The sequence below is a fragment of the Nitrosomonas europaea genome (genome assembly GCF_900167395.1).
GTDB lineage: Bacteria > Pseudomonadota > Gammaproteobacteria > Burkholderiales > Nitrosomonadaceae > Nitrosomonas > Nitrosomonas europaea.
Genome location: NZ_FUWK01000028.1, coordinates 1 through 20,272, shown reverse-complemented (window position 1 = coordinate 20,272; position 20,272 = coordinate 1). Strand labels below are relative to the sequence as shown.

Annotated in this window: 16 protein-coding genes and 1 pseudogene; 15 read left to right on the top strand and 2 right to left on the bottom strand. The window is 50.8% G+C overall.

The window, feature by feature from the left end; all coding sequences use genetic code 11:
* Positions 1–2 precede the first annotated feature (2 nt).
* The 7 genes from B5D58_RS09350 (at position 3) to B5D58_RS09315 (ending at position 12,019) form a co-directional block, all read left to right on the top strand.
* Positions 3–788 carry a formyltransferase family protein gene (locus B5D58_RS09350; protein WP_011112669.1) on the top strand — a complete coding sequence of 262 codons (786 nt, stop codon included), beginning with the start codon at positions 3–5 and terminating at the stop codon, positions 786–788.
* The gene (locus tag B5D58_RS09345) at positions 785–1,219 is read left to right on the top strand and encodes a GtrA family protein (protein WP_011112668.1); all 435 of its coding nucleotides are present in this window, start codon (positions 785–787) and stop codon (positions 1,217–1,219) included. The genes B5D58_RS09350 and B5D58_RS09345 overlap by 4 nt, the downstream gene beginning before the upstream one ends.
* Entirely contained in the window at positions 1,216–2,091 is an 876-nt protein-coding gene (locus B5D58_RS09340; protein WP_011112667.1) for a class I SAM-dependent methyltransferase, read from the top strand. Before B5D58_RS09345 ends, B5D58_RS09340 begins: the two co-directional genes overlap by 4 nt.
* On the top strand, positions 2,051–4,348 hold the full coding sequence (locus B5D58_RS09330; protein ID WP_143023747.1) for a glycosyltransferase family protein: 2,298 nt from the start codon (positions 2,051–2,053) through the stop codon (positions 4,346–4,348). The genes B5D58_RS09340 and B5D58_RS09330 overlap by 41 nt, the downstream gene beginning before the upstream one ends.
* Positions 4,345–5,490: a dTDP-4-amino-4,6-dideoxygalactose transaminase gene (gene rffA, locus B5D58_RS09325; protein ID WP_011112665.1), complete on the top strand. Its 1,146-nt coding sequence runs from the start codon at positions 4,345–4,347 to the stop codon at positions 5,488–5,490. The genes B5D58_RS09330 and rffA overlap by 4 nt, the downstream gene beginning before the upstream one ends.
* A 282-nt stretch (positions 5,491–5,772) precedes the next feature.
* The gene (locus tag B5D58_RS09320; protein WP_011112664.1) at positions 5,773–9,240 is read left to right on the top strand and encodes a UvrD-helicase domain-containing protein; all 3,468 of its coding nucleotides are present in this window, start codon (positions 5,773–5,775) and stop codon (positions 9,238–9,240) included.
* A 274-nt stretch (positions 9,241–9,514) separates the two neighbouring features.
* Complete coding sequence (locus B5D58_RS09315; protein ID WP_050731277.1) at positions 9,515–12,019, top strand: TonB-dependent siderophore receptor; 2,505 nt, start codon at positions 9,515–9,517, stop codon at positions 12,017–12,019.
* A 125-nt stretch (positions 12,020–12,144) separates the two neighbouring features.
* Here the strand turns inward: B5D58_RS09315 and B5D58_RS14130 are convergent, their stop codons facing one another.
* Both B5D58_RS14130 and lpxK read right to left on the bottom strand, forming a co-directional pair.
* The gene (locus B5D58_RS14130; RefSeq protein WP_234989049.1) at positions 12,145–12,327 is read right to left on the bottom strand and encodes a Trm112 family protein; all 183 of its coding nucleotides are present in this window, start codon (positions 12,325–12,327) and stop codon (positions 12,145–12,147) included.
* Between the two features lie 24 nt (positions 12,328–12,351).
* Positions 12,352–13,335 (bottom strand): annotated as a pseudogene (lpxK, locus tag B5D58_RS09310) (tetraacyldisaccharide 4'-kinase); the annotation flags it as partial.
* 209 nt (positions 13,336–13,544) lie between these two features.
* Here lpxK and B5D58_RS09305 point away from each other — a divergent pair.
* The 8 genes from B5D58_RS09305 to B5D58_RS09270 form a co-directional block, all read left to right on the top strand.
* Positions 13,545–13,796, top strand: a complete 252-nt coding sequence (locus tag B5D58_RS09305) for an acyl carrier protein (RefSeq protein ID WP_011112661.1) — start codon at positions 13,545–13,547, stop codon at positions 13,794–13,796.
* A gap of 6 nt (positions 13,797–13,802) precedes the next feature.
* Positions 13,803–14,639 (top strand): hydrolase 2, exosortase A system-associated, encoded by an 837-nt coding sequence (locus tag B5D58_RS09300; protein ID WP_011112660.1) that lies wholly within the window; start codon positions 13,803–13,805, stop codon positions 14,637–14,639.
* On the top strand, positions 14,636–15,508 hold the full coding sequence (locus B5D58_RS09295; protein WP_011112659.1) for a hydrolase 1, exosortase A system-associated: 873 nt from the start codon (positions 14,636–14,638) through the stop codon (positions 15,506–15,508). Before B5D58_RS09300 ends, B5D58_RS09295 begins: the two co-directional genes overlap by 4 nt.
* Complete coding sequence (locus B5D58_RS09290; protein WP_011112658.1) at positions 15,502–16,059, top strand: glycosyltransferase family protein; 558 nt, start codon at positions 15,502–15,504, stop codon at positions 16,057–16,059. The genes B5D58_RS09295 and B5D58_RS09290 overlap by 7 nt, the downstream gene beginning before the upstream one ends.
* Positions 16,060–16,158: 99 nt before the next feature.
* Positions 16,159–16,833, top strand: a complete 675-nt coding sequence (locus B5D58_RS09285) for a tetratricopeptide repeat protein (RefSeq protein WP_011112657.1) — start codon at positions 16,159–16,161, stop codon at positions 16,831–16,833.
* 61 nt (positions 16,834–16,894) lie between these two features.
* The gene (locus tag B5D58_RS09280) at positions 16,895–18,163 is read left to right on the top strand and encodes a glutamate-5-semialdehyde dehydrogenase (protein ID WP_011112656.1); all 1,269 of its coding nucleotides are present in this window, start codon (positions 16,895–16,897) and stop codon (positions 18,161–18,163) included.
* Between the two features lie 4 nt (positions 18,164–18,167).
* Positions 18,168–19,946, top strand: a complete 1,779-nt coding sequence (gene lpdA, locus B5D58_RS09275; RefSeq protein ID WP_041357282.1) for a dihydrolipoyl dehydrogenase — start codon at positions 18,168–18,170, stop codon at positions 19,944–19,946.
* A gap of 47 nt (positions 19,947–19,993) precedes the next feature.
* Positions 19,994–20,272: transposase (locus tag B5D58_RS09270; RefSeq protein ID WP_143779552.1), on the top strand; the 279-nt coding region annotated here is incomplete at its 3' end.

Below are 20,272 nucleotides of genomic sequence, written 5' to 3'. Positions count from 1 at the left end.
CGATGCAACGCATAGTCCCTTTCGTCGATCATGAGATAGGCTATAGGCTTCTTCAAAAGCTTGTTACGCACTCTGATGCCAGTCGCTTTGAAATTCCAGTTGTTGTCACGACTCGCGAAAATGGAAAAGCATGGTGGCCTGGTGTACGCGAGATATGTATGAAGGCAAATATCCCTCTGCTTGTGTATGAGGCGCCTTTCTCGGTTGATCGTTTGATTCGGCAGGCTGATTGGTTTTTGCTTTTGAGCTGGAAGCATATCATTCCCATTGATTTAATTAGCCTTCCAAAGCAGGGCGTGTTAAATCTCCATTACAGCCTACTCCCGTCATATCGTGGTGTTTATCCCGTGAACTGGGCCATCATCAATGGAGAGCGTAGAACAGGGTTCACCTACCACTTCGTCAACGAAGAAATTGATGATGGTGAAATTTTCATGCAAGTTGAAGTTCCTGTACATCTAAGCGACACGGCTAGAACATTGCAGTCAAGGCTCGATGATATAGTTTGCCATCATTTTGACGAATTAATAGAGCGACTTCTGACCTATGACTTGGGTAGCCGTCTTAGGGATACGCAAAAAAAGAAGGGGGCAAGGGGCGACTATTATTCCAGGGAAAAGTTTGAAAAAACCTGCCTGATAGATCTTAACAAGAGTTATCAGGGGGTAGAATTTTTTAATCTTCTTCGCGGACTGGCATTTTTTGAAGACTCAAAAAATGCATACGTTATAGATGACGAATCAGGACAAAAAATATATATCAGCTTAAATCTTAGAGAAGAAAAATGAATGCTGATTCTGGAATCTTGTCCATTCGAAAAACATTTCGGCAATTGTTTAGCTATGCATTGATTGGCATTCTGACAAATGTTTTAGGTTATGCCTTTTACCTCCTCCTGACCTATTTATGGGACGCTCCCAAGATAACGATGACGGCTCTGTACTTCGTAGGGGCATCAATTGGGTTTTTCGCCAATCGACGTTATACTTTTCGACATGACGGACATATTGGCGTTACCGGTGTCCGTTACCTGCTGGCGCAAGTTGCAGGCTATCTGCTGAATTTAGTTTTGCTGCTGTTGTTTGTGGACTGGTTAGGTTTTCCGCATCAAATCGTACAGGCGATAGCAATCATCGTGGTGGCCATCTTTCTGTTTGTTATGTCGCGGTTTTTTGTATTTGCGCAGAGTGCGGCAGAATCCGAAGGAGTTCCCTCATGAAAGTTTGTCTTCAGTGCGAAAATTTCTTCTCTTCTGCCGATTGGGCCTGTCCTTCATGCGGTTATCAGCCAGAACGCTTGAACGGAATAGAGGCTCATGCCTCTGAGTTTGCACATGGTGGCGGAGGTTTTAAGCCTGAATACTTCTCAGAGCTATCCAGATTAGAGGCGGGTAATTTCTGGTTTCGGGCGCGTAACGAGCTTATTCTCTGGGCGCTGCGCACCTACAAGCCAAACGCTGGCGCATTTTTGGAGGTGGGTTGTGGTACTGGCTTTGTTCTGTCGGGTATCGCTCGTGCCTGCCCTGAAATAGCATTAAATGGCAGTGAGATTTTTTTGGCTGGCTTATTTCATGCGGCTAAACGCGTTCCCTCCACACATTTCATGCAGATGGATGCTCGTCGGGTGCCTTTTGTGGAAGAGTTTGATGCCATTGGCGCCTTTGATGTGCTGGAACACATCGAAGAAGATGAAACTGTCCTGGCTCAACTTCATAACGCCATTAAGCCTAGTGGTGTTTTGCTGCTAACCGTTCCTCAGCATCCCCGGTTGTGGAGCGCTTCTGACGACTATGCCTGCCATGTGCGCCGATACACGCGTGTCGAGATCGAGCAGAAGGTTTTGACCGCCGGTTTTGAGCTTTTAAGGAGCAGTTCTTTTGTAACGAGCCTTTTGCCAGTAATGATGCTTTCACGAGTCTTGCAGAAGCGAAAAACAAAAGATTTCGATCCTGCCGGCGAACTTAAAATCAACGCAGCTTTGAATAAGGTTTTTTACGGTTTAATGATGTTAGAGCTTGCAGGGATTAGGCTTGGGATGAATTATCCCGTCGGTGGATCCAGGCTGGTTGTGGCAAAAAAACAATCGGCTTAGCATTCACATGCTTCCATTTTCCTCCTACAAGCATGTGTTGATCTATTACATTGCAGTAGCTGCTGTACTGTTTTCGGGTTTTTTTTCTTACGTTGTAGCACCACACCGGCAGGAGATAGAGGTTGGTCACGTTGAGCTTGTAAACTTAGATAGCTCCCTCATTGAGAACAGAAAGTTTAGTGACTTCACAAATGCGTATATCCCAGAAATAACAGAGCATCTAACGATGGCCCGATCTGGTTGGTTACCTCTCTGGTCAAATAATACAGAGCTTGGGCGGCCGCTCTATCAAATTTCAGGCTTTAGTTCAGCCTATCTGCCGTCTTGGGTGATTACCAGATTGGTTGATGGCCCTTGGCGCTTCATCACCACGTTGTCATTAGGTTTCTGTTTCCTTGCCGGTTTATTTGTCTTGTTGTTTACCAGGGAAGTTGGCTTAAGTCCTATAGCTGGCTTGATTGCAGGACTAGGATTGGCGACATCTCCGTTGTTCATGTACTGGCTGACCTTTCCCATGTTCCCGGCCGTGTGGTGCTGGGCAGCGGGGGCATTGTGGGCTGTTACTCGTTTGGCGAAACGCCCGGATATTTTGGGCTGGGGCGTGTTGGCTTTCAGCGGTTACAGTCTACTGATGACTGCGTACCCGCAGCCGGTTGTCTTTCATGCCTACCTGCTGGGTGGCTATGGTCTCTGGTTGGCATACCATCAGGCACGCGTCAGCCGACTTGAACTTGCCAAATTCCTTACTCTTGCTTTATCTGCTCTGGTTGTTGGAGCCGCGCTCGCTTTTCCTGTTTATCGAGATCTGTTCATTCTCTCGTCCGAGTCTGCACGAGTTGCACCCGATCCCTCGTTTTTCACGATGGTGCTTCCAAAGTTCGCCAGCTTTACTGAGCTGGTTCGCTTTTTTGTACTGAGTACAATCCCTGAAATTTTTGGCAATCCGATCGCGCCATCTTTCCCATTTTCTTACGACGGTTTGAGCGTAACGTTGATCGCTATTTTCTTTGGAGTCGTGGCGTTAGTCACTTCATTCAAGGAAACCTGGGGGTGGTGGCTGGCGATTCTTATATTTTGCCTGCTTGCCTTCGTACATCCACTCTATGTGTTGGGTGTTAAATACTTTGGGTTCAATCTTTCGCGAAGCACGCCACTGGGGAGTATCACACTTCCTCTTACCATTATCACTGCGTTCGGTATTGATGCTCTTGCCAGGCGCACGCATCACCGTCAATTTTCGAGCGCCGTATTTGCTGGAGCGGCAGTTGCGCTGGTAGTGATTGCGATTGGTGTTGCATACGGTGTTTCGCAGCATATTTCGATTCATTGGGAGATTGTCATCGGAATGCTGCTGGTGACTGGGCTACTAATCGCGCAATACGATCGATACCGTCCGTTATTTTTGATGATGGCTCTTGTGTTGGTTCTGGGTATGACCTCTTATCCGCTGATGCTTAAGCAAGATCCGGCGCAGATAGCGATGACCTCGCCTCTGGTTGAGAAGGTTAGGGAAAATCTGCCGGCTGGCAGTCGTTATGCTGTTGCAGCCCCAGGGATTTCAGTGTTGCCGCCGAACCTTAACGCCACACTCGATCTGTCTTCTGTGCATAGCTATAACAGCCTCTCTTCCACCCGATACCACACCTTGATCAAGGCGCTTGGTGGGGAAGTGCAGACATATGGTCGCTGGAATGGAGCCATCGACCCAGACTATGCCGGCACAATGTTTTGGATGAGCAATATCAGCCTGATCCTCTCGTCGGGCAAGCTGGCGCATGAAAATTTGGAGTTTTTGAGTGAGGAATCGGGTATCCACCTTTACCGGGTGGTTTCACGGATGGGCGACAGCATGCAAGTAACCCCCCCGCAGCTTGATATGAGCTCGACAAAACTTGTGCTCGATGACCCGCGAGGTATGGTTACGAACACACCCGTCAAGATTTTGGATCAGGGTGATGTATTAGAGTTTGAGGTAAATTCCTCCGCACCATCTGTTTTTTTATTGAGTCAGAAGTTTCATCGCGACTGGGAGGCACTTGCAGAAACCAATCAGGGTTGGCAGGCCGCGCAGACTGTGGAGGTCAATGGAGTGTTTCAGGGCGTGTTAGTGCCTCAAGAAACTCGCCGAGTACGTCTCGAATTCAAGCCTCTTGCCCGCTACGCCTGGATTGCACATGTTTTCTGGATTTTCTTGTTTGTTCTGATTATTTTTAAGTTTTCGCAAACGTTTCGACGCAGGGTTTTGGAGAGAGTGTGAAAAATACAAATCACCGCATCCCGTTCAACTGGCCTCACATGACAGGCAAGGAGTTGTACTACATCGCTGAAGCGCACTTCAATGGTAGCTTGGCAGGCGATGGGCCTTTCACCAAGCGCTGTCATGCATGGCTGGAGGAGCGGACTGGATGTAATAAGGGTCTGCTTACTCACTCTTGCACGGCGGCACTCGAGATGGCTGCTTTATTGCTGGATATTCAGCCCGGTGACGAGGTCATCATGCCGTCGTACACCTTTGTATCTACCGCCAATGCCTTTGTGCTACGTGGTGGGGTTCCTGTGTTTGTCGATATCAGAGAAGACACTCTGAATTTGGACGAACGGCTGATTGAGTCCGCCATTACGCCGCGTACCCGTGCCATTGCTCCCGTGCATTACGCGGGAGTGGCGTGCGAGATGGATACGATTATGGCCATCGCCCAGAAGCATGAATTGAAGGTCGTTGAGGATGCAGCGCAGGGGGTGATGTCAACCTACAAAGGGCGGGCCCTCGGCAGCATTGGTGATCTTGGAGCCTACAGTTTCCACGAAACAAAAAATGTGATCTCGGGAGAAGGCGGTGCGCTACTCGTTAATACACCTGATCTGAGCCTTCGTGCAGAGATCATCCGCGAAAAAGGGACCGATCGCAGTCAGTTCTTCAGGGGCGAAGTGGACAAGTACACCTGGCAGGAGGTGGGCTCGTCATTCTTACCGGGTGAGCTGATCGCTGCCTTCCTGTGGGCGCAGCTTGAAGAAGCAGACCGTATAACTAACGAGCGGCTGGCAAGCTGGCAACGATATCATGAGTTGCTTGGGCCACTTGAAGCTAAAGAGATTCTGCGTCGTCCAATCGTTCCGGAAGAGTGTCAGCATAATGCCCACATGTATTATGTATTATTGGCATCAAAAATTGATAGGCAAGAAGTACTTGACGAATTTAAGAGAAACGATATTTGGTCTGTGTTCCATTATGTGCCCCTTCATTCCTCCCCGGCTGGTTTACGGTACGGACGTATACATGGCAACCTGAAAATTACTACTCAACAATCTGAGAGATTGGTTCGGTTACCCCTCTGGGTTGGTTTATCAGTAGAGCAGCAAGACCGGGTCGTTGAGGTTTTGTGTAAAGCTGTTAGCTGATCTCTCAAAGAGAAAAAGTCATAGTCTTCGTCGCAATTGTATCCACCGGTTTCCAGGTTTTTTGTTTTAGCACTTTCTATAGGTGCATCTACAGGGTAGCTTTAATTAAGAGTTTGTCATTTGTATATCCTCAATTGGATATAAAGCCTGGTCTATTAATAACCAAGTAAATTCGATCTTTGAATAGAAATCGAATCTTATATTCAGGCTGTGTGAACTGCCCCGGGCCGCTCAGTAGCTTTTGGCAATGATGGTTTCTAATAATGTACCTGGACTAGAACGATGAACACAGTCTTGCAACAGGAGATTCCAGATCAGAGAGAACGCCAGCAGGCGCTTGATCCGTGGCATTCCTTCATCGTTCAAGCGCCGGCTGGATCGGGCAAGACAGGGTTACTGACGCAGCGATTTCTGGTGCTGCTTGCTACGGTAGAGGAACCGGAGGAGATCGTTGCCATTACGTTTACGCGCAAGGCGGCCAGTGAAATGAAGCATCGGATTCTGCAGGCTTTGCGCGATACAGCTGGTGATATAAATAGCGATGCGGAGAGTGAAACCGCACTGCTGAACGATGCTTACCAGCGCCAGTTACGGGAGCTGGCAAACCGGGTACTGGCGCATGATCAGGCGCGGGGTTGGCAGTTGCTGCAAAATCCGTCACGTTTGCGTATCCAGACGATCGATTCCTTGTGCGCCTGGCTGGTCGACCGTATGCCGGTCTGTTCCCGGCAGGGCGCCTTGTCATCAGTGGCAGAGGATGCGGACAGATTGTATCTGGAAGCAGCCCGTTTGACAGTCGAGGCGCTGGAGGAAGAGGGTGAGTGGACTGCGGCAATCGAACATCTGATCGGTCATCTGGATAATCGTCTCGATAGATTGCAGCAGTTGATTGCCGATATGCTGGCGCGGCGCGATTTATGGTTGCGAGGTGTGGTTGATGCCGCTAATTCGGATGATATGCGTGATCGTCTGGAATCCGTGCTGTCAGGCCGGATTGCGGAAGCAATAGAGCGATTGGCTGATGCTGTTCCTGCCGGCTGCCAGTCGGAAATTATCGAGTTGATGCAGTTTGCCGCGGTCAATCTGTCAGAAGCAGGATCAGCCGATAGCAATACAGTCCGTTGGCCTGGTAACGCACTTGAAGATCGTCTTGTCTGGGAGAGTATGGCGGATTTCCTGCTCACCCAAACGGGAGACTGGCGTAAACAGGTAACGAAGGCAAACGGGTTCCCGGCACCATCGTCAGTGCGTGATGCTGACGTAAAAGAATACCTGAACGGAATGAAGCAGCGGATGAGTGAGTTGCTGGTGGCTTTGCAGAGCGAGGAGACATTTCGTCAGCAGTTGCAGTTACTCAGGCAGTTACCTCCGGAACGATATACCGATGAAGAGTGGGAAACGCTGCAGGCCCTGTTCAGCCTGCTCAAGGTGGCTGCCGGATATTTGCTGCTGGTTTTCCGGCAGCACGGCCAGGTGGATTTTACCGAGATTGCTATGGCGGCTGTCCGTGCGCTGGGTGAACCGGAAATGCCGACCGATCTGGCACTGGCACTCGATTATCGTATTCACCATCTGCTGGTGGATGAATTTCAGGATACGTCTTCCAGCCAGGCCGAATTGCTGCAGCGGCTGACTGCCGGCTGGCAGACCGGAGACGGCCGCACGCTGTTTCTGGTAGGAGATCCGATGCAGTCGATTTACCGCTTCCGGCAGGCTGAAGTGGGGTTGTTTCTGGATATTCGCGATAGTGGCTATTTTGGCCAGATCCAGATGAGGTTTCTGCGTCTTTCAGTCAATTTCCGTTCGCAGAGCGGGATCGTCGAGTGGGTCAACCGCTATTTTCCACGGATATTGCCGGATACGGATAGCGTAAGCACCGGTGCCGTGTCGTATGCGAGTTCCGTAGCGTTTCATGCGGCTTCCAGCGGGGAGGCGGTCAGGATTTATCCTTATCTGCAAAAAGATGATCGGGCCGAGGCGGAGCAGGTGGGGGCGATCGTAGCGCAGGCGAGAGCTGCACAACCGGATGGCAGAATTGCCGTACTCGTGCGTAATCGCAGCCATCTGGCGAGTATCGTTGTGCATTTGAGGCGAAAAGGCTTGCGTTTCCAGGCAGTGGAAATCGAACAGCTGGCGCAACGGGTGGTGATCCGGGATTTGATGGCATTGACCCGGGCCCTGGTGCATCCGGCTGATCGTATCGCCTGGCTGGCATTATTGCGCGCCCCGTTTTGCGGACTTTCCCTGCAGGATTTACATACCGTTGCCAATACGCTGCCACAGCATGTGCTGATCGATTCATTGCGTGCCTGTGCCGGTTCAGGTGTTTTGAGTGAAGAAGGCGGTCAGCGGGTGAACAGGGTATTGCCGATTCTGGAGCGTGCGTTGATGCTCTACGACAGGATGTCGTTGAGAAGATGCGTGGAGGGCATATGGGTCAGTCTGGGAGGGCCCGCCAGTGTACAGAATGAAACAGATCTGGCAGACGCCGAAGTCTATTTTCAGTTGCTGGAAAATTTCGATGTGACCGGCTATCGACCCGATATCCAGGAGCTGGATGAACGGCTGGTACGGTTGTTTGCTCTGCCGGATGTGGCGGCAGACGATTCATTGCAGCTCATGACTTTGCACAAGGCCAAAGGGTTGGAGTTCGATACAGTAATTCTGCCGGGGCTGGGTAAATCTCCCAGACGGGATCAGGAGAAGCTGCTCAACTGGCTGGAGTTTCACGATCAGTCACAGCATCCGGGTTTATTGTGCGCGCCGATCAGTGCAGCGGGGAGCGATAAAAATCCGATTTCCGCCTACATCCTGTCTGAAGAAAAGAAACGGACTGCGCTGGAAGAGGCGCGATTGCTGTATGTGGCAGTTACCCGGGCGAAACACAATCTGCATTTACTGGGGCATCTCAGGATCGATCCGGATATGCAGGAGAATGATGCGTTGAAACCACCGGAGGATACCCTGCTGGCCAGGTTATGGCCTGCCGTGGCAGCAGATTTTCTGGCACGATCGCGCGAAGCTGCTATCGGAGATTTGCCTGCATCGAATGTACATACAGGTTTGCAGCTTGTTGGCATGGTGCGCCTGGTGTCTGGCTGGCAACCCCCGCCGTTGCCCAAAGCCGTTGCAGTTGCCATGCATGCGAATGAGGCCGGCACGACAGAAGAGCCGGTTGATTTCGATTGGGCGGGTGAGCCCGCTCGACTGGTGGGGGTGGTCGTGCACTGCCTGTTGCATCGTATCGGGCTGATCGGGGTCGAGAATGTGGATCATCAGGATCTGGAAGCTCTCAAACTGGCGGGGCGGTCGTTACTCATACAATCTGGTATCACCCCCCGGCATTTGGAAAAAGCGGTGCAGCAGGTTGCACGAGCCCTCAGGACCATGTGTGTGGAAGATGAAACGGGCCGCTGGATTCTGAGCAATCGGCATCAGGAAGCGCGTTGTGAATGGGCGCTGTCTGTTCCAACGGCAATTGCAGCGGGCCACTCGATTTCTGTCAGCATCATCGATCGAACCTTCGTGGATGCAGCAGGTGTGCGCTGGATCATCGACTACAAGACGGGGTCTCATACCGGTGGCAGCCTTGAGGAATTCCTCGATCGGGAACAGCTGCGTTACCGTCCGCAACTGGATCGCTATGCACAAGTACTGCAGCGTATGGAAGATCGCCCTATGCACCTGGCGCTTTATTTTCCGTTACTGGGAAAATGGAGGAAGTGGATTCCGTCCCGGGAATCTGCTTAATCAGAGATTTTTTAAATTTCTCGTCAGATTCTGACGGCAGCAAAAACAATCTTTCAAAGCTTGCTGGATCATTTCGCCTTTTCAGGTTCGCAAATGCAGCATTTTTGCGAATCATGCAACTTTAAACCTCATCATCACCCTGTTTTCATCAATGTGCAATCTGTGACCGGAGCAGCGCATTGACAATTCTGCAGTCAAAACTACCCGATTTTCCGACTCGTGTGTCATGGATAACAGAAGCACATTTTTTATCGACAGGACACAGGGAGTTTTCATGATTATAAAAACGGTTTCGTTACGTCACGGTTTTTTGTTGGGATCGGTGCTGGCCACGGGTCTGTTCGTATCGGCCAGTGCCGTTGCGCAGTCTGCCGTCACTCAGCAGACGATTGCAATCGATCTTGCCGCACAGCCCCTCGAACAGGCGATCACGCAGCTTGCCACTCAGGCAGGTTTGCTCATCGGTGTTGATGCCAGTCTGGTTGCAGGCAAACAGGCACCCGCACTGAATGGACGCTTTACTCCCCTGCAGGCGATCGGGCAACTGCTCAAAGGCAGCGGACTCATCGTGATCGAGAATGCGCCGGGACGCTACACACTGGAAGCTGCCCCCGCAGGGCACACGAACAGTAATACAGAGGCAGTGACTTTGCCGGAAATGAAAATAACCAGCGTGATCGATCCTGATGCGCCGGATAACAGAAGTTATCGTCGCTCCAGTGCGTTCTCGGCAACCAAAACCGATACGCCGATCATGGAAACGCCCATGTCGATACAGGTGATTCCGCGGGTAGTGATGAATGACCAGAAAACGACGACGATCAAGGACGCGCTCGAAAACGTCAGCAGCGTGCGGCCGCAATCGTCTTTGGGCCGAAGCAACGCTTTCATTATCCGGGGTTTCAGAAACGGCCGGGTCTATCGTAACGGTCTGGTCGCTCTGGGCTTGTCTATTGGGGAGGAATCAATGTTCGATTCCGCCAATCTGGAATCCATCGAAGTGCTCAAAGGGCCTGCGTCAATTCTGTATGGGCGGATCGAGCCCGGCGGGCTGATCAATCTGACCACCAAAAAACCGCGTGGCGAATCCTATTATTCCATCGAACAACGTTTCGGTTCTTACAATTCTTACCGGACCGAGTGGGACGGCATGGGTCCTGTTACCAAGGACAAATCGCTCAACTATCGCTTTTCCGGTTCTTATCAGAACAACCGGTCGTTCCGGGATTTCAATTTTAATGACCGGGTGCTGGTGAACCCTGCCTTGACGTGGCGGCCTGATGATGCCACCGAACTTTCCCTGGAAGTGGAAGCGTTGCATGAGGACTATCAGGTCGACAGAGGTCTGTTCGCAATCGGGGACCGCCCCGCGCCGATTCCAGTTACCCGTTCCTTCATCGATCCCGATGATCCTGTCGATACCCATTCCCGGGTCAATCTTGGTTTCAATCTGACCCATGCCTTCAATACCGATTGGACTTTGCGCAACCGGTTCCTGGCGTCCTTTGTCGATGATGATAACACTTCAGTTAAACCCGCGAATGCGTTCACGGTCGCGCAGTTTTTGGATCCAAGCAAGGGCAACCGCACCTATTTGCGCAATATCTTTTCACAAATTTCCTCATCCCAAACCTATACGACGAATTTCGATTTAACAGGTAACTTGGAGTTTTTGGGCACTCGGCATCAAACGTTGGTGGGCTTCGATTACTTGCGCTCGACCGGCACTTATCTGACGCGGGGTAATTATCTGTCACCGGTGTCGGGTCTGGAAATCGATATTTATAACCCGGTATATGGCATTGATCCTTCATTTTACGCTCAGGCGCTGGCAACCCCTTTCCCTGCCGGGGAAAATCACAGTTTTTCTAAGGATGAGTGGTATGGCGTGTATTTTCAGGATCACATCACGCTTTGGGATAAGCTCCATATTCTGGGAGGTGGCCGTTATGAGTGGGCGACTACGGGGCGCGGACGGGGTGATTCCTTCAGAGCGGCCGAAGCCAACTTACCGACACGCAAGGATAACGGCTTCAGTCCGCGTGTGGGCATTCTTTATCAGCCGTGGTCCTGGGCCAGTATTTACGGTAACTGGACAACTTCGTTCGGAGCCAACAATGGTGTTACCAATACTGGTGCGACGATCGATCCGGAAAGAGGCGAGCAATTCGAAGCCGGATTGAAAGCCGAATGGTTCGATCAGCGGCTGACAATGACATTCGCTTATTACCATCTGACCAAGGAAAATATTCTGACCCGCGATTTCAACAGTCCGGATCCTTTTGCGGTTGCTGCAATCGGGAAAGCACGCAGTCAGGGTATCGAATTTGATTTGAGCGGCCAGATTACCGATGAACTCAGCGTCATTGGTAATTATGCTTTTACTGATGCCCGCATTACCAGAGATTATTCCGGCCTGCAAGGCAATCGCCTGAGTAACGTGCCTGAGCATTCCGGCAGTTTGTGGCTCAAGTATGACATTCGTCATTACCAGCCGCTTAACGGATGGCAGTTCGGCATGGGCATATTCGCTGCCGGACTGCGGCAGGGTGATAATGAAAATACCTTTGCGTTGCCGGGGTACGTTCGTCTGGATGCGTTTGTCGCCTACCGGATGAAGCTCGGCCCAACCCGTCTGATCGCGCAGGTCAATATCCGTAATCTTCTTGACAAACGTTATTACGAATCTACCGACCCTTTCGTGAATGCGCCACCACGTGCTGGTATTTATCCTGGTGCTCCGCTGACCATTCTGGGTTCCTTGCGCCTCGAATATTGAGATTGCAGGTAACAGAAACCGGCCTTACCTTGCGGGCTGATGGAAATTCAGGTTGAGAGACAGACACGGCGGATACCCGCCGTGTGAATGATTCTGAATGGAAAAGGGTATGAAAGAGCGTGGCGCTATTTGATTTCTTCTTCGTCAGGCAGTTTTCTGGCTTCATCCTCCAGCATGACGGGGATGCCATCCCGAATGGGATATGCCAGCCGATCCGCCTTGCAGATCAGTTCCAGCCGGTCTTTTTTGTAAATAAGTGAGCCTTTGCATAATGGGCAGACCAGAATGTCCAGGAGTTTTGGATCCATGAATTTTTCTCTCAACTTCTTAAGTATGATTTCGCGTAACCCGGGATCGACACGATATTCCTGTTGTAAAACCCAGATGCGATCATCGTGCAGACTCAGACATTTTACTGCATCTTCTTCCGGTATCAGGATGATTTCGGCTTCATCAGACTGGAAGTCCGTTGCAATAAAATGGTGATTTTCCGGAAATACACGAGGAGTGACGGTCAGTTTCAGGAATTCGAGGTTGTCCAGAAAGTTTTGTGTATCCGGATCGCAGACAATGGCATGAATGCGTTTGCCTGCCAGTCCCGCTGCATCGGCTGTCAGCTCGGGCCATGACAGATTGAAAAAATGTTCTTTCTGTGGACGGGTGTGAATCGTTCTGATTTCATCCGTGATATCCGGTATCCGCCTTTGATGGCCGGCCAGTATGACGGCGTCAGTGTGTTTCAAACGTGCAAAACTGTCTCGTAGCGGCCCGGCAGGCATGATCAGGCCATTTCCTGAATTGATGACACTGGTATCGACGATGACAGCTTCGAAATCACGCTGCAGACGAAGATCCTGCAAGCCATCATCACAGATCAGCACATTGCATTCCTTGTGAGCATTTAGTAAAGCCTTTGCTGTTTCTATCCGGTCATAACCGATCCATACCGGGCAGGTTTCACGTAAATGGTAGGTGAGCAACAGTGATTTCTCACCAGTGAGATGGGGATGACTACTGATCGTCACCCTTGTCGGCGGACGATGGTTGTCGGGATAGCCGCGGCTGATGATCCCGGGCCGCAGCCCTGCTGCTTTCAGGATATTGGCAATCTGAATGATGAGTGATGTTTTGACCGGACTGTCAGTGGTTATACTGTCGATGATAATGATCGGTACGGGCAGGTGAATCGAAGTCAGTATCGCGCGCCGGTAAAGAAAACGCCGGACAGACTGAAACAGGATGAGCAATTGGCTGACCGGCCACAAAAAAAGATGCAGCGGGGTGATGCGTTGCCAGTACAGTTCATACCAGTTCATGAGGCTGCCGGGGCAGTCAACCCGTGAAGTAGGTATATCGGCAGATGCAACATCAGCAGAACCAATGGCTTAATATCGGAAATAAGCAGTTTGTGCATGATATACGGGTGTTTCCTCAACCTGTTTGCGGGAGTGATCAATGCGGCACGTTTTAAAAAACTGTCTTAAAATGCCGTCAACATCAAGCAGTGATCTTTTGTGGAGTGATTATGCAGCATCTTGAAGCAGTCAGAAACATTTTGGGTGATGTGTTGAATCTCGGAGAGAGAAAACACACGCTGACAGCCAGTTCCGTTTTACTCGGAAATATTCCGGAGCTGGATTCGATGGCGGTGGTCAATGTGATTACCGCGCTCGAGGAATACTTCGATTTCTCGGTGGATGACGATGAAATCAGTGCACAGACTTTTGAAACACTCGGAAGCCTGGCGCTTTTTGTCGAACATAAACTGTCGCACTGAGACTGCATGGAAAATCCACCGGCTGAACCTTTCTTTCTGGATGCTTCGCCGGGAAAACGTTTCTGCCTCTACCACTCCCCCGCCGGGGATACGCCATTAAACCAGGTATTTATCTATCTTCATCCGTTTGCGGAAGAAATGAATAAGTCCCGACGTATGGCTGCTCTGCAGGCCAAAGCGTTCGCAGCGATGGGGTTTGGTGTACTGCAGATAGACTTGTATGGTTGCGGGGACAGCGCAGGAGATTTCGGGGAGGCTACCTGGGAGATCTGGAAAAACGATGTTGAATTTGCTTACCAGTGGTTGATACAGCAGGGATTTACATCGGTTCATTTTTGGGGATTACGGCTGGGAGCCCTGCTGGCACTGGATTATGCCGGGAAGGCAGAAACAGGTTCGGCAAAGTTTATACTCTGGCAACCTGTCATCAACGGTAAATCATTTTTAACTCAATTTTTACGTTTGCGGCTGGTGAATAAGCTCCTGTCGGATGATTCGGATAAAGCTCAGAATGTTCATCTTCGTGAAGAACTCAGAGCAGGTAAATCGCTTGAAATAGCAGGGTATACGCTTTCTCCCGCAATGGCGGCTGCGATCGATGAGTTGAAACTGGGTCAGCTGGTCGTCGGGAACAGTGAAATATACTGGTTTGAGATCACGCCCGAAGCGGGTCGCGGGCTTCCTCCTGCTGGTGCTGCGGTCGTGGAGGCATGGAACCAGTCTGGTGTTTATCCGGAAGTAACACTCATACCCGGGTTGCCGTTCTGGGCTACTCAGGAAATCAGCGAATGCCCGGCACTGCTGGCAGCCACTGCTAAGCTATTTGCCGGAATCCAGCCATGAATGTTCAGGAACAAGCGGTACGTTTTTGTTGCCATCACGACTGGCTTTACGGGGTTTTACATCTACCGCAGCAACCGGTTACACGAGGTGTGCTGATTGTCGTTGGCGGGCCGCAGTATCGCGTTGGCAGTCACCGACAGTTTGTTTTGCTGGCGCGCTATCTGGCGGAGCGCGGTATTGCTGTCATGCGGTTCGATTTCCGGGGAATGGGGGACAGTGACGGTGAGATACGAACATTTGAACATGTCGGGGAGGATTTGCGCAGTGCTGCCGACTTTTTTTTCAGTGAATGTCCTTTTCTGGAAGATATCGTGATCTGGGGATTATGTGACGCAGCATCGGCAGCGTTATTCCATGCCCACCAGGATTCGCGAGTGAGCGGGCTGGTGTTGCTGAATCCCTGGGTGCGAACAGAACAAGGGATTGCCAAAGCGTACCTGAAACACTATTACCTGGAACGTCTGTTCGATCCGGAATTCTGGAAAAAACTGCTGGGTGGAAAATTCAATCCACTGGCTTCTATCCGGTCTTTATATGAATTTGGCAGGAACAGCTTGCGGGGCGGGAAAAGTCCGGCTGTCTCAGAAAAAAGTGCTGGTTCAGCATGCGACCTGACTGTTCCTTTGCCGGAGCGTATGCTGGATGGCCTGAAGCGTTTCCAGGGAAAAATACTGATCATTACCAGTGGAAATGATCTGACGGCGCGTGAATTTCTGGATCTGGTCGATTCATCGGCAGATTGGCAAGCTACTCTGAGAACAAAGCAGACAGAACTTTGCCACATGGAAAGCGCCAACCATACATTTTCCACGCGTGAATGGCGTGATCAGGTGACAGAACTGACCGCAAATCGAGTGTTGTCATGGTAAAACGTGTATTGATGATCGCTTACCATTTCCCGCCTTTGCACGGTAGCAGCGGAATGCAGCGGACATTGCGTTTTGCCCGATATTTGCCTGATCATGGCTGGGAGCCGATTATTCTGGCGCCTTCACCGCGCGCCTACCAGCAGATCGATTCTGGCCAGCTGGCGGATATTCCGCAACAAGTGCGTATTCATCGGGCGTTTGCGCTGGATACAGCGAGGCATCTGAAGGTGATGGGGCGATATCCGCGAGTGCTGGCCTTACCGGATCGCTGGGTGAGCTGGTGGCTGGGCGCAGTGCCCGCAGGATGGTATCTGATCAAAAAGTATAAGCCGGATGTAATCTGGTCGACTTATCCTATTGCAACGGCACATTTGATCGGGCTGACCTTGCAGCGTTTGACGGGTATTCCGTGGATGGCTGATTTCAGGGATCCCATGGTGCAACCGGATTATCCTGTTGCACAGTGGCATAATTTACTCATCAGAACGATCGTATCGCTTATCCTCTACAATAGACGTTTGCAGAAATGGTGTTTGTTGACGGACCGCTGATTTTGCAGGTAGCGAAATGTAACAATCAGCTTCCTACTAAGCTGCTGGGTACCATTACCGTAACTGGAAAGCAACATCAAATTCTGGAGAGAAAACGAAATGTCTATGAAGATTCTAAAAGCTTCAGTTTTTGTAATAATCGTATTCTTTCTAATGCCGCTGCCAGTAGTAGCTGCTAAGAAGGGAATTTATTGTGGTGAGTTGAAAGGATCTCATTATGGTCCGTTTGATTATATGGATCGGTTTAATCATTCGGAACAGCTGAAGATTGTTGAAGACTTTCACTTTACCTCCGATGTCGAAGATTTGATTAGAGGAAGTACGAGTTCAACGCCTGCTAAAGATCTGAATTACACTTTGCACGCCTGGCCCAATCATCATCGGGCATTGGTTTCGCTATTTAAGTATTCAATTAAAGAGAAATCTACGCGTATTAAAGGCCTGAAATACCCGGTCGAATGTTATTTCGACCGAGCAATCCGTATGAATATGAAAGATGTGCAAGTTCGATCAATCTACAGTGCGTTTTTGTCGCATCGCGGCAGAAACAAGGAAGCGCTCGAGCAGCTGGAAGTAGCGGCCAATCTGGAACCCGACAATGCCACGATTCTTTATAACCTCGGGTTGCTGTATTTCAAGCAGAAAAACTACGAAAAAGCCAGTCATTATGCCGAGAAGGCTTATGCACTCGATTACCCGCTGCCAGGCCTCAGAAATAAACTGATCCAGGCCGGTAAATGGCGGGGATCGGCATCTGGACGATCCGGTAAATAACCGGTTGACCGGACTCTATGCTGTCAAATGACCTTTAATTGCCGACGAACCAACATTCCACATGGAAAAAACCGAAAAGATACAGGCTGACATGCAAGCTCTCGGGCGTGCGGCGCGTGCGGCAGCGCGAATAGTCGCGAAAGCGGATACTGCCGTCAAAAATCATGCACTCATTGCGATGGCCCGGGCTATCCGTTGTCATGAGGCATCGTTGCTGGCGGCCAATGCTGCAGATGTGGCACAGGCCAGAAACAAAGGTCTCGAACCTGCCATGATCGATCGCCTGACATTGACTCCAAAGGGGATTGCAAGCATGGCTGCCGGCCTGGAGCAGATTGCCGCACTATCTGATCCAATAGGAGCAGTAACAGATTTGGATTATCGGCCCTCCGGTATCCAGGTAGGCAGGATGCGGGTGCCGCTGGGAGTAATTGCCATCATTTACGAAGCTCGCCCGAATGTAACGGCGGATGCTGCCGGTTTATGCCTGAAGGCCGGTAATGCAGCGATTTTGCGCGGAGGATCCGAGGCCATACAAAGTAACCAGGCCATTGCTGCTTGTGTGCAAGAAGGGCTTAGATCGGCTGGGTTACCCGAGCACGCAGTGCAGGTAGTGGAAACGACGGATCGCGCCGCGGTGGGTGAACTGATCACCATGAGCGAGTATGTGGATATGGTCGTCCCGCGCGGCGGCAAGGGGTTGATCGAGCGAATTGCAAACGAGGCGCGTGTGCCGGTCATCAAGCATCTGGATGGTGTATGCCATGTTTATGTCGATTTATCGGCTGATCTGGAAAAAGCCGTGCGCGTGGCCGATAACGCTAAAACTCAGCGTTACGGTACGTGTAATACCATGGAAACATTACTGGTCCATGCCGGAATTGCTGAACGGTTTCTGCCGCGTATCTGCAAAATTCTTCTGGAAAAGGGAGTGGAGCTGCGGGGGGATGAAGCTGCTCGTGCACTCGTTGCCGGGATAAAACCAGCTGTGGAGGAAGACTGGTACGCTGAATATCTTGCGCCGGTACTGAGTGTTCGTATCGTGGAAGATATCGATCAGGCTATTACCCATATTGCCACCTATGGATCACAGCACACTGATGCCATCGTGACCGAAGATTATTCACGTGCCCGCCAGTTTCTGCGTGAAGTCGATTCCAGCTCAGTTATGATAAATGCTTCGACCCGTTTTGCTGATGGATTTGAATATGGTCTGGGAGCGGAAATCGGTATTTCTACAGATAAGTTGCATGCACGCGGTCCGGTGGGGCTGGAAGGGTTGACCAGCCAGAAATTCATCGTGCTGGGCGATGGCCATATCAGAGAATAAAACGATGACGCAATTTATAAAAGTAACTTTGCCCGATATTGGGGATTTCCAGGAGGTTCCGGTAGTAGAAATCCTGGTGAGTCCGGGTGATGAAGTCGAGCAGGAAACCCCTTTGCTGGTACTTGAAACTGATAAAGCATCGATGGAAGTGCCTGCACCCCAGGCAGGCATTGTGCGGGAGATACATGTCAAAGCGGGTGACAGAATTTCACAAGGTTCACTCATTGTCACACTGGAAACCAGAGAAACAGATACTCAGGTGGCATCGCCGACACCGCCTCGCGATACCATGGCCGTGCCGGATTCTCAGCCGACCATTACAAGTGCAGCAGAAGCGACGGCTGGGAAAGTAGCGTTAGCTTCTGTCGCCGATCGTGGTGATATACATGCTGAAGTCGTCGTGCTGGGAGCCGGTCCGGGTGGCTATACTGCGGCATTTCGCGCCGCTGACCTGGGTAAGCAGGTTGTGCTGATCGAGCGCTATCCCGCGTTGGGTGGCGTTTGCCTGAATGTGGGCTGTATTCCTTCCAAGGCGCTGTTGCATGCCGCAAAAACGCTTACGGAAGCGAAAGAAGCGAGTCTGTACGGTATTCGTTTCGGACAACCTGAAATCGATGTTGGCAAACTGCGCTCATGGAAAGAATCGGTGGTGGGCAAGCTGACCAAGGGTTTGTCGATGCTTGCCAGACAGCGCAAGGTAACTGTCATCCATGGTACTGGAAAGTTCGTCAATCCGCATCTGATTGAAGTTGAAACATCAGATGGAATCAAAACGATTTCGTTCGACCATTGTGTCATTGCGGCCGGATCCAGTGCAGCGCGTATCCCGGGGCTCCCAGCCGATGAACGCATCATTGATTCAACCGGAGCGCTGGCATTAGCAGAGATTCCTGAACGCATGCTTATTCTGGGAGGGGGGATCATCGGGCTGGAGATGGCTACGGTCTATCATGCGCTGGGTACCAGGATCAGCATTGTGGAACGGATGGCGCAACTCATTCCGGGAGCCGATACTGATCTGATCAAGCCGCTTTACAAAAAATTGAAAACGGAATGCGAAGCAATTTACCTCAATACCAGTGTCAGCCGGGTTGAAGCGGATAAGGAAGGTTTGCAGGTATTTTTCGAGGGTGAACAGGCGCCTGAGCCACAACGATATGATCGGGTGCTGGTTGCAGTCGGGCGTCGGCCAAACGGAAAACTGATCGATGCCGGAGCTGCCGGTATCAATGTGGATGAACGTGGATTCATTCCAGTGGATAAGCAAATGCGGACCAGTGTTCCGCATATTTTTGCAATTGGTGATATTGCCGGAGATCCCATGCTGGCGCATAAAGCATCCCATGAAGGTAAGATTGCGGCGGAAGTCATTGCTGGGCACAAGGTTACATTCGATGCACGTACCATTCCCTCGGTTGCCTATACCGATCCTGAAGTTGCCTGGATGGGGCTGACAGAAACCGAAGCCGAAAAGCAGGGTATCGCTTATGAGAAAGCAGTATTTCCCTGGGCTGCCAGTGGTCGTGCCATTACCATGACGCGCGACGAAGGCATGACCAAACTACTCTTTGATAAGGTCAGTAAAAGAATTTTAGGAGCTGGCATGGTTGGGCCGCATGCGGGAGAGCTGATTGCAGAAACCGTGTTGGCTTTGGAAATGGGGGCTGATATGCAGGACATCGGACTGACCATCCATCCTCATCCTACTTTGTCTGAGACCATTCTTTTTGCTGCAGAGCTGGCTGAAGGTACGATCACGGATTTGTACGTTCCGAAGAAGTGAATCGCCCCGGGTTTTGAGGAGGCTCCAACTTTTGAGAGAATGGAGCCATGAGCAATCAAACAAAGTTTTCCCCTGAAGTTCGTGAACGATCTGTTCGTCTGGTACAGGAACATCGAGGCGAATATCCATCGCTATGGGCGGCGGTTGAATCAATTGCACCCAAGATTGGCTGTGTGCCCTCCACGTTGCTGGAATGGGTTAAACGTAGCGAAATTAACAATGGCGCACGCGAAGGTCTGACAAGCAGTGAACGTGATCGCCTCAAGGCGTTGGAGCGTGAGAACAGGGAACTGCGCCGAGCCAATGAGATATTGAAAACAGCCAGT

Excerpts from the sequence above, each read along its gene's own strand:
- B5D58_RS09280 (WP_011112656.1), top strand. The coding sequence starts at position 16,895 with ATGGAAAAAACCGAAAAGATACAGGCTGACATGCAAGCTCTCGGGCGT.
- B5D58_RS09285 (WP_011112657.1), top strand. The coding sequence starts at position 16,159 with ATGTCTATGAAGATTCTAAAAGCTTCAGTTTTTGTAATAATCGTATTC.
- B5D58_RS09345 (WP_011112668.1), top strand. The coding sequence starts at position 785 with ATGAATGCTGATTCTGGAATCTTGTCCATTCGAAAAACATTTCGGCAA.
- lpdA (WP_041357282.1), top strand. The coding sequence starts at position 18,168 with ATGACGCAATTTATAAAAGTAACTTTGCCCGATATTGGGGATTTCCAG.
- B5D58_RS09300 (WP_011112660.1), top strand. The coding sequence starts at position 13,803 with ATGGAAAATCCACCGGCTGAACCTTTCTTTCTGGATGCTTCGCCGGGA.
- B5D58_RS14130 (WP_234989049.1), bottom strand. The coding sequence starts at position 12,327 with ATGGATCCAAAACTCCTGGACATTCTGGTCTGCCCATTATGCAAAGGC.
- B5D58_RS09290 (WP_011112658.1), top strand. The coding sequence starts at position 15,502 with ATGGTAAAACGTGTATTGATGATCGCTTACCATTTCCCGCCTTTGCAC.
- B5D58_RS09315 (WP_050731277.1), top strand. The coding sequence starts at position 9,515 with ATGATTATAAAAACGGTTTCGTTACGTCACGGTTTTTTGTTGGGATCG.
- B5D58_RS09320 (WP_011112664.1), top strand. The coding sequence starts at position 5,773 with ATGAACACAGTCTTGCAACAGGAGATTCCAGATCAGAGAGAACGCCAG.
- B5D58_RS09295 (WP_011112659.1), top strand. The coding sequence starts at position 14,636 with ATGAATGTTCAGGAACAAGCGGTACGTTTTTGTTGCCATCACGACTGG.
- B5D58_RS09305 (WP_011112661.1), top strand. The coding sequence starts at position 13,545 with ATGCAGCATCTTGAAGCAGTCAGAAACATTTTGGGTGATGTGTTGAAT.
- B5D58_RS09350 (WP_011112669.1), top strand. The coding sequence starts at position 3 with ATGCAACGCATAGTCCCTTTCGTCGATCATGAGATAGGCTATAGGCTT.
- B5D58_RS09340 (WP_011112667.1), top strand. The coding sequence starts at position 1,216 with ATGAAAGTTTGTCTTCAGTGCGAAAATTTCTTCTCTTCTGCCGATTGG.